This window comes from Pedobacter sp. 01T416_2, from assembly GCF_056398925.1.
Genome location: NZ_JBFTQI010000118.1, coordinates 1 through 10332 on the forward strand (window position 1 = coordinate 1; position 10332 = coordinate 10332).

General features: G+C 40.2%; 8 protein-coding genes. 6 read left to right on the forward strand and 2 right to left on the reverse strand.

Annotated elements, in window-relative coordinates; translation table 11 throughout:
• The 6 genes from AC1DPQ_RS07290 to AC1DPQ_RS07315 form a co-directional block, all read left to right on the forward strand.
• The coding region (locus AC1DPQ_RS07290; protein WP_477608578.1) for a RagB/SusD family nutrient uptake outer membrane protein at positions 1-938 on the forward strand (938 nt) is incomplete at its 5' end.
• A gap of 645 nt (positions 939-1583) precedes the next feature.
• Positions 1584-3701 (forward strand): polysaccharide lyase family 8 super-sandwich domain-containing protein, encoded by a 2118-nt coding sequence (locus AC1DPQ_RS07295; protein WP_477608580.1) that lies wholly within the window; start codon positions 1584-1586, stop codon positions 3699-3701.
• Between the two features lie 115 nt (positions 3702-3816).
• A complete protein-coding gene (locus AC1DPQ_RS07300) occupies positions 3817-5001 on the forward strand; it encodes a glycoside hydrolase family 88 protein (RefSeq protein ID WP_477578731.1) in 1185 nt (394 codons plus the stop codon).
• Positions 5002-5367: 366 nt separating this feature from the next.
• A complete protein-coding gene (locus tag AC1DPQ_RS07305) occupies positions 5368-6591 on the forward strand; it encodes a DUF2264 domain-containing protein (RefSeq protein WP_477608582.1) in 1224 nt (407 codons plus the stop codon).
• Between the two features lie 86 nt (positions 6592-6677).
• Positions 6678-7517 carry a 5-dehydro-4-deoxy-D-glucuronate isomerase gene (gene kduI, locus AC1DPQ_RS07310; RefSeq protein ID WP_477578735.1) on the forward strand — a complete coding sequence of 280 codons (840 nt, stop codon included), beginning with the start codon at positions 6678-6680 and terminating at the stop codon, positions 7515-7517.
• 84 nt (positions 7518-7601) lie between these two features.
• Positions 7602-8366: an SDR family NAD(P)-dependent oxidoreductase gene (locus AC1DPQ_RS07315; protein WP_477578737.1), complete on the forward strand. Its 765-nt coding sequence runs from the start codon at positions 7602-7604 to the stop codon at positions 8364-8366.
• A 230-nt stretch (positions 8367-8596) separates the two neighbouring features.
• Here AC1DPQ_RS07315 and AC1DPQ_RS07320 read toward each other — a convergent pair whose 3' ends face one another.
• The gene (locus AC1DPQ_RS07320; protein WP_215131631.1) at positions 8597-9223 is read right to left on the reverse strand and encodes a carbonic anhydrase; all 627 of its coding nucleotides are present in this window, start codon (positions 9221-9223) and stop codon (positions 8597-8599) included.
• 149 nt (positions 9224-9372) lie between these two features.
• A complete protein-coding gene (locus AC1DPQ_RS07325; RefSeq protein ID WP_477578740.1) occupies positions 9373-9795 on the reverse strand; it encodes a hypothetical protein in 423 nt (140 codons plus the stop codon).
• Between the last annotated feature and the right edge of the window lie 537 nt (positions 9796-10332).

Sequence of the window (10332 nt, forward strand, 5' to 3'; positions counted from 1 at the left end):
CTGCTACACAATTCTATTGTGGTACCCGTTCTTCTTTCGGTTCTTGCTGGAACACCTATCATGTTTCGCCAAACCTGGTAGATTTATATGAAAACGCTGATGGCTCAAAATTTAACTGGGATACTGTTATACCTGGATATTCAGCACTTTCTGTAGCAGAGAGAGAGGTCTACTTTCTAAGAAACAACTTAACTACCGCAGAAATTACCGCAGCAACAACAAGAGGTGCAAAAATGAGCTTATATTTGCCAACTGGTAATGAAGCAAGAATTATTCAGGCTTATGCTAACCGCGATCCGAGATTAGCTGCCAATGTAATTACCCCATATTCTACTTATTTAGGCGTTTTTAGTGGTGCAAATGCTACAGTAACTTCAAGATGGCCTTATCGTTCCGAAGCCGCAACAAATGGTGATTTACGTACCGATACGCAAAGTTTGTTCTATTATTTATATAGAAAATACGTTTACGAAGGATCTGCTGAAACACCAGGAAGAGATTACGGACCAACTGATTTTGTATTAATCAGATATGCTGATGTACTGTTGATGTGGGCTGAGGCGCTAAATGAACAAGGTTTAACTGCTGAAGCCATTGCTAAAGTAAATGAAGTAAGAACCCGTGCTGGTGTAGCTTTACTTCAAAATACAAATGCCGCGCTGCCAACATTTGTATCCAGTCAAACTGATTTAAGAGAAAGAATCCGTAACGAAAGAAGAGTAGAGTTTCCTAATGAGGGTATTAACTTCTTTGATGAAATGAGATGGAAAAGCTGGAAAGACAAAGTTTTTTATGCCGGTAACGGCGTAAAACAGGCTTGGGGCAAGATTGTATATGCTTACTCATTTAAGGGTGATTATCTTTACAACTGGGCAATCCCGGCGGTAGAGATAGAGCGAAATCCCAACCTGACTCAAAATGCAGGTTGGATAAATTAGATATTTGAAAGGATTAGTTTTAGAGGCTGTATCATAAATATAGAATTGTTATCCTTAATGGTAATTTATTGTATAAAAATCAATATTAATGACAGGGGAATTTTAAAGAGTTGAGTCCCTTAGAAGTATCGTCATTTCGACCGTAGTGTTCCAAAGGAACTCCTTAAGAGGAGAAATCTTTAAATTTGATTTCAATAACACACAATTCAAAGATCTCTCCACTCCGCAGTGCTTCGGTCGAGATGACGACTTTCTACTGGATTCTGTCAATGATAGCCTGTCGAAAGACCTGTTAATGCCCCATAAAGCGTTTCGACAAGTTCTCCGTAGGAGTCCTTTGGACAACGTGACAAGTTCGAATTGAATACAACTTATGATACAGGCTCTTTTAACTGCTGAATTTCTATAAGCCCTTACTTTGTTCAATGCAAAATAGCGCATTGATCCATAATCCAGGCTGATAGGAAAATAAAGAAAAATCAGTTCGATCTGATAAAAAAATGGTTAGTATCGTTAATTTGGGGCCGCCTTGCCTAGCTTGGTGGCTTTTTTAAATGAAATGAAGCGAAAAATGAAATTGAATTGCCTTTTGCCAATTCTTTATTGCGAATACCTAAACCGGTTTGCTTAAATAAAAAAATAAACATGTTTGCCATAAGTGAAAAAACGAACAACAAAATAAAGGCTCACCGAAAGATTAGGTTTGGATTCCTGGTTGGAGGCCTAATGCTGATGGGTATATCGGCAAATGCCCAAAAAAAACCTTTTGATATCATTCTGCAACGTATTAATAACGATTTGCAGACTTTTGTTAAAGATAAACCATTGGCCGAAGAGGTGGGCAATCATCTTAAAAATCTAAATGCAGATGGAAGCTGGGCAGATATCAATTATGCCGATGTGCAGTACGATCCTTTAAAACGGATCAAAGATATGGCGACCGCTTATATCCGCCCATCGAATAAACTTTATAACGATAGCGAACTACACGCTGCTATTGTTAAATCTTTACAGAACTGGCTGGATAAAAACCCGAAGAACAAGAATTGGTGGTACAATGATATTTTTTATCCTCAGGCTATCGGGCAAACCTTGATTTTGATGCGCAATGCCAAAACCGGGCTTCCTGCAACGCTGGAAAATGCGTTGATCAAAAGGATGATCAGAAAATTAAAGACTGGCGACGGTGCCAACACCTCTGATGAAGCATTACATTATTTATATCGGGCCTGTTTAACACAGAATAAGGCAACCCTCGACTCTGCTGCAAAATACCTGTTCGAACCGATTGCCATAACTGATGGCAGGGAAGGCGTTCAGGCTGATGGGAGTTATTATCAGCATGGAAAACAGCAGGCCATTGCCAGTTATGGAAGGGTGTTTGCCGGAAATTCGGTTAATGCGGCTTTCTATTTAAGGGAAACAGAATATGCTTTGCCGAAAGATCAGTTGGCTATTTTGGTCAATTATCTTAAAAATACTTTTCTGAAAACGGTGAGAGGCTCGTTTTACGATTTTAATGTACGCGGTCGCGGCATTAGCCGTAAAGATTCGTTAAATAGTGGGATGGGAGGAATGATAGGAAAAATTAAACTATTTGATCCCGAAAATGCGGCTTACTGGGACGCTTCAACATTAAGAACATCAGGCAAAAAAACTGTTGATTATGGGATAACTRCTTCACATAACCAATACTGGAAAAGTGGTTACACCCTGCACCTTCGCCCCGCTTATACCTTTAGTGTGCAAACGGCATCAACGAGAACTTTACGGACAGAACGCGGTAACAATGAAAACATATTGGGGAAATTTCTCCCCGATGGGGCAACCAATATTCAGCGCAGTGGATCTGAATACGCCAACCTGATGCCCGTTTGGGAATGGGATAAAATCCCTGGAACCACCAGCAGAGATTACCCTGATGATAATGGCGCAACAATATTAAAGGAATGGGGAATTCCAGGTACCACCAAATTTGTGGGTGGAGTTAGTGATGGTATTTATGGCGTTTCATGTTACGATTTAGACTATGATAGTGTTCAGGCAAAAAAAGCATGGTTCTTTTTCGATCAGGAAGTGGTTTGTTTAGGTGCTGGGATTAGGAGCGATTCGAAAGAAAATATTACCACAACAATCAACCAGGCCTGGTTAAGAGGCGACGTATTTTCTTCCAATGGAGTGCAGGCCAATGCTAAAAGCGAGCGCTGGGCAGTTCATGACAGTATTGGGTATATTTTTCCTCAGGGTGGGAATTTAGAAATCAGCAGTAAAGCGCAAACCGGAAACTGGTACCGCATCAATCATTTTCAAGGTAAAACCGAACTCAAACATAATGTATTTAAAATCTGGTTAAATCATGGCAAAAATCCTCAGAACGCCAGCTATCAGTATATTGTTGTGCCAGGAATTGACGCTGCGGGTTTAAAAAAATACAACCGGTCGATGATACAGGTATTAAAAAATATCAATGAACTGCAGGCTGTAAAACATACCAGACTGGACATGTTGCAGGCCGTTTTTTATAAAGCGGGAACACTGGCTGACAATGGCCTTTCCCTTCAGGTAGACCAGCCGTGTACGGTTTACATTAAAGATTTAAACGGTAAAAACCCTACGTTATATATCGCAGATCCAGCACAGGAAAATGCAACTATAAGCGTGTTGTTAAAGTTGCCAGGATTATCGAAATCAAAACGTATAACTTGTAATCTGCCAAATGGTGCTTTTGCAGGTGCTACAGCAAGGTTTAAAATAAAAGAATAAAACAAATTATAAAAGATGAAACCATCATATCCTCAGCAATACAAAAAATAATAAACAGGATATGATATTTCCRCTGCTAGGAGAGCTTCATTACCTTTAAAACACAAATATACAGATGAAAAAAATCAATTTAATTGCCGCATTACTCCTGCTTACGGGGGGTAGTTCATTTGCCCAAACCACCAAGAAGCCAATGGCCCAGCTAATTAACGATGAATTTAAGTTCGCCGCTGACCAATATAAAGTACTTGCTAAAAATATACCCGAAGGTAAAACACCTCAAAGTTTCGATAAAGGTAAATCTATCAACTACGATATTAAGTGGTGGTGCAGTGGGTTTTATTCTGGCAGTTTGTGGTACATATATGAACAAACTAAAGATCAGAACATTAAACGGGAAGCAGAGGCCGCCTTAAAAGTAATAGCGCCGAACCAAACTTATACCGGAAACCACGATTTGGGCTTTATGATGTACTGCAGTTTTGGCAATGCGTACCGTTTAACCGGCAAAGCCGAATATAAGGCTGTGATTCAGCGTTCGGCAGAATCTTTGGCTACGCGTTACCGCCCTGTTGTAAAATCTATCCAATCGTGGAATAAAAGCAAAATTTGGGAATGCCCTGTAATTATCGATAACATGATGAACCTGGAAATGATGAACTGGGTAAGCGATAATGGTGGTGATAAAAAGTATAAAGAAATTTCGGTTATCCATGCCAATACCGCTTTAAAAAATCATTTCCGCCCAGATTTCAGTTCTTTTCACGTGGTCGATTATAATCCCGAAACCGGAGCAGTAATCAGGAAAGCAACATGGCAGGGTGCCGCAAACTGTTCGGCATGGTCGCGTGGACAGGGTTGGGCTTTGTATGGCTATACGATGATGTACCGATTTACCAAAGATCCGGTCTATTTAAAACAGGCCAAAGGCATTGCACACTTTATATTGAACCATCCAAATTTACCTGCCGATAAAATTCCTTTCTGGGATTTCGATGCGCAGGGGATTCCATTTGCCAAACGCGATGCTTCTGCAGGCGCACTGATGGCTTCGGCATTGTTAGAGCTTGGTCAGTACACTTCAGGGAGCGAAAAAACTGAATTCAAATCTGCGGCCGAAACCATGATCTATTCGCTTTCGAGCAGCACTTATCATGCTAAATTAGGTGAAAACGGTGGTTTTTTGTTGATGCACAGCACAGGCGCTTACCCATTAAACAGCGAAATAGATGTACCTTTAATTTATGCCGATTATTATTATTTGGAAGCATTGGCCAGGTATAAAAAATGGTATTTATAGAAAATATTAAACATGAGATTTAAATGCTGTTTAGATTAGCCAAAACTTACATTAAATCTTAGTTTTTTATTTGGAAATGAAAGTTCTTAGTGCTTCTGAGGCAACAGCCCCGGTAGTAGCGAGCATCCCGATAGAGAATAATCGGGATGCWCGCTACTACCGGGTTTATGAACAGGGGCTTGTRCAAGGACTGCCAATAATAGTAATGCCTGCTTTGCCACTTAGACCCGATTGGAGTGGACATCCTGATCCTTCATCAGGATAAAACGTAAAGCGGGAAGAAACCTGAATCGTAGCACAGAAGCCTGCTCTCCAAATAATTAAAAATAACCAGAGTGAGCCATCACACTCACATATATAATGAAAATGAAATATAAACTGATTTTTTCTGCCCTGCTGATTTTTTCTCAGTTGGCAAACGCACAAAAGAAACCCACAACAGGTGCCGAAGACCGTGCTTTTTGGGTTAAAACCTTAAACCGCATTGCCTACCCAGTGATCCATAACCTGGCCAATGAAACTTTAAAAAAGAACATGCCATTAGAAAAAGCCCCTGGCTATGGCTTAAACGTAGCCAAAGTTACGTATCTCGAAGCATTAGGACGCACCATTGCAGGAGTTGCGCCATGGTTGGCTTTGCCGGATGACAACTCTGCAGAAGGTAAACTCAGAAAAACCATGCGCACCGAGCTTTTAAAAGCGCTGGCCAATTCAGTAAATCCTGCAAGTCCTGATTATATCAGTTACCGCTCCGAAAATCAGCCTATTGTTGATGCCGCTTATGTAGCACATGCCTTTCTTCGAGCACCAAAAGCACTCTGGGAGCCGCTTGATGAAATCACCAAAAAAAGATTTATAGAAGAATTTAAATCGCTACGCACCAGAAGTGGTGCCTACAATAACTGGTTATTGTTTTCGGGCTTAACTGAGGGGTTTTTATTGAGCATTGACGAGCAGTACGATCCTRCCCGTGTTCAATTCTCGATTAATAAAATGAAGGAATGGTATGTAGGCGATAGCTGGTACAGTGATGGCGAAAAATTTAGTATGGATTATTACAATTCTTATGTGATCCATCCCATGCTGGTTGATCTTTTAAAGGTATTGGTCGATAAGAAAAGAGCATCTCAGGCCGACTATGATATCGCCTTGAAAAGAATGGTACGTTATGCTGAATATCTGGAAAGAATTATTTCACCAGAAGGTACTTATCCTGCCTATGGCCGTTCGATTACTTACCGTACAGCAGCCTTTCAGGCCCTGGCGCAAACAGCGCTAATGGAAAAACTGCCAGAATATGTAAAACCATCGCAAGTTCGTGGCGGCTTAACCGCGGTAATGCATAAACTATACGATGGAAACCAGAATTTTGATGATAAAGGATGGTTGGTGCTTGGCTTTAACGGTCATCAACCAGAAGTGGCTGATACCTATACTTCTACCGGAAGTTTATACATGGCCACCTTAGGCTTTTTAACCTTGGGTTTACCTGCCGATAATAAATTTTGGACAGATGCACCCGCACCATGGACCAGTTTAAAAGCCTGGAGCGGAGAAACCATAAAAAAGGATTATAAAGTTGAGTATTAATACAAATAATAAGTATCGTATAAATATATTTGCGGATAGGATCTGATATCGGTTCAGGTCCCATCGCAAAACTCAATTTTTAACCAATGAACAAATTCGAAAGCCGTTACGCGCAAAGCCCTAAAGAAGTTAAACAAATGGATACCGCAGCTTTGCGGGATAATTTCCTGATCGAAAACGTATTTGAGGCCAACCAGGTAAACCTAACCTTATCTCATTTTGACAGATATATTGTTGGGGGTGCAATGCCTGTTGATCAGAAAATAGCACTCCCAAACCCTGATGATTTAAAAGCGACCTACTTTTTAGAGCGTAGGGAACTGGGGATTATCAATGTTGGTGGAAAAGCAATCGTTACTGCTGACGGCGAAAAATACGAATTGGATTATAAAGAGGCTTTATACATTGGTAAGGGCACAAAAGAAGTGTTTTTTGAATCTGCTACACCAGGTGAGGCGGCTAAATTATACATCAATTCTGCTCCTGCCCACCACACTTATCCTAACAAAAAAGTAAGCAAAGCGGAAGCAGAGATTGTAGAATTGGGCACGCCTGAAACCGCAAACCATAGAATAATAAATAAGTTGTTAGTGAACAGTCTTTTGCCAACTTGCCAGTTGCAGATGGGYATGACCGAGTTAAAATCGGGCAGTGTTTGGAATACCATGCCGGCACATACACACGATAGGAGGATGGAAGCTTATTTCTATTTCGAAGTTCCAAAAGGGCAGAGTGTTTGCCATTTGATGGGCCAGCCACAAGAAACCCGACACATCTGGATGCAAAGTGATCAGGCGGTAATCTCGCCAAACTGGTCTATCCACTCAGGTGCGGGTACAAGCAACTATACCTTTATTTGGGGTATGGCTGGCGAAAACTTAGATTATGGCGATATGGATCACTGTGCCATCACCGAATTGAAATAAATTACATCGTCATCGCAACTACATTACTGATTTTTCATCGGTAGTGGAATGGAGCGGTCTTAAATGCATCATAGAATAAAGAACATGTCTAACATATTTAATTTAGCAGGTAAAACTGCATTAGTTACCGGTTGTAAAAGAGGGATAGGAAAAGCAATGGCTTTAGCTTTGGCCGAAGCAGGTGCCGATATTATTGGTGTTTCTGCAAGTCTTGAATTACAAGGTAGCACTATAGAAAAAGAAATTTTAGCACTGGGTAGAAAGTTTTATGCTTACCAGTGCGATTTTGGTAAACGCGAAAATACCCTGGTTTTTGCTGCGCAGGTAAAGGCCGATCATCCCGTTATCGACATTTTGGTCAATAATGCCGGAACGATTTTACGTCAGCCAATTGCTGAGCATTCGGATGAATATTGGGACGAAGTAATTGCGGTAAACCAAACTGCACCCTTTATTTTAACCCGCGAAATCGGGAGGGAAATGATTGCCAGAGGTAGCGGAAAAGTAATTTTTACGGCATCCTTACTGTCGTTCCAGGGTGGAATTACTGTTCCCGGTTATGCAGCAAGTAAAGGTGCAATTGCGTCTTTAACTAAAGCTTTTGCAAACGAGTGGGCATCAAAAGGCGTAAACGTCAATGCCATTGCACCTGGTTATATTGCAACCGATAATACTTCAGCTTTACGTGAAGATCAGGATAGAAGCACTTCTATTTTATCGCGTATCCCGGCCGGAAGATGGGGAACACCAGAAGATTTTAAAGGACCTACATTGTTTTTGGCATCACCAGCCAGTGATTATGTTCACGGAACAATTTTAACCGTTGATGGCGGTTGGATGGGACGATAGGTTAGTCCTTAGTCTGGAGTCCATAGTCCTGAGTCAATGATTTAAGACGATAAAACCTGTGAGGGTTATACCTAAGAAGTCAAGTTTTCAAAACTTGACTTCTTTATTTTAAATAACCTGCTAGTTTTTATGCGCCTTAGACTCCAAACGCTTAACGCCAAACTTTTTAAAACCTACTGGTTTTTTTATTCACTTTGGGCTCTAAACGCTCAGCGCCAAGCGCCTGGCTGTTAATACAGGTTATAAATCTCCTTAATATCTTTCAAAATCTTTTCGAAATCGATCTTCAGGTCAATTAACCGGCCAGTGTGGATATCAAATACCCAACCGTGAACGGTTAATCCGCGATTAGAAATAGCTTCCTGAACTGCTGCTGTTTTTAACAGGTTTACACATTGCTCCTGAACATTAAGCTCTACCAATCTGTTATAACGAAGACTTTCATCTTCAATGGCATTCAGTTCGTCTTTATGGATGCGGTATACATCGCGGATGTTTCTTAACCAGGGGTTTAATATGCCCAAATCTGCAGGCTGCATGGCTGCTTTAACGCCTCCACAATTGTAATGGCCGCAAACCACAATATGGTTAACTTTTAAATGGCGCACGGCGTAATTTAAAACCGTCATCACGCTCAGATCCACGTTGTTTACCAGGTTGGCTACATTCCGGTGAACAAAAGCCTGCCCTGGTTGTATACCCATTAAATCTTCTGCAGTAACGCGACTATCTGAACAGCCGATGTACAAAAACTCAGGGCTTTGGCCTTTCGATAATTCAGTAAAATAATCAGGGTTGATGGCCAGTTTTTCGGCGATCCATTTTTCGTTGTTCTTAAAAACTTCTTCTACATTCATGCTTTTGCTATAAATAGAATTTTGGGATATGTTTATATTGGTAAATTGGCATTTATTGCGCCATAAAACTAAAAAAAGATTCTCTCATTTCGGTAGGTTCTTCTTCTTCTCTTTTGTTAGCTTAACTAACAACTTTTTCTGTTAAATGTTTAGTGGTTTGAAAGGTATTGTGGAAGGAAACCAGCTATAAATAGTATAAATGTAATAAAGGCTGTGAAAAATAAAAAAGGTTTAAGGCCAGCGGTACTACCACCATTCTTTAATATCAGTTGTCTGGCTATGTCTGAAGTGAGCAATGATACGCAGATTAAAAATACGAAAGCAAGCGCTAAGCCAACACCAATTCCAAATATTTCTGTCTCTTTTCTGGTATAGAATATGTTGAAAAAATCTGATAGGAAAAGTAAGTTCCAGATCACCACGATACCTACGGCAACTGGAATTTTAATCGGGAAACCAGTTTGAGCCTGAAGCTGGCTGATCTCCTGCTCAATGTAATTTGGGATAGGCTCGGTATAATTAAGAAAACCAGTTTGTATGATCTCTGCCATCCGCTCCTCTGCATTTCCCAAAAAGGTAAAGAAGATGTCTTTATTGTATTTTTCAACACGATGGGTAATCCTGATTGAACTACCTAATATAGAAGTGTGGGGGGTAATGGCGATAATATCTGAGCGTTTAAAAACAAAATTACCCCTGATGGATGCATTAAGTTCGAGTTTAAATTCGCTTAATTTAAAGTGGCAAAAGGCCAGGTTGCCTTAAAGCCCCCTATTCTAACGCCACCGGTTTCTTCAAATGTATTCATTTATCGAGCAATTAATCTGTTCGAATATATTCCATTTAATCTGATTTTTTAGTCTTGATTAAATTTATATATGAAGAAAAATAAAAGTCAATATCAATCACCGTTATTGTTTAACTGGGATTAATATTGACTTTAAAAATATTTTTAACTGGCAACAGCTACCGCATTCTTGTTAATGTGGTTAGGCAGTTCTTCAAGTGTGTATAAGTTAACCAACGATTCTCTTAATACATTTTTAGCATCATACCACATGTTTTCTTGGGTAAAATGACAAACGCCATTGGTTAGCTCGGTAATAATT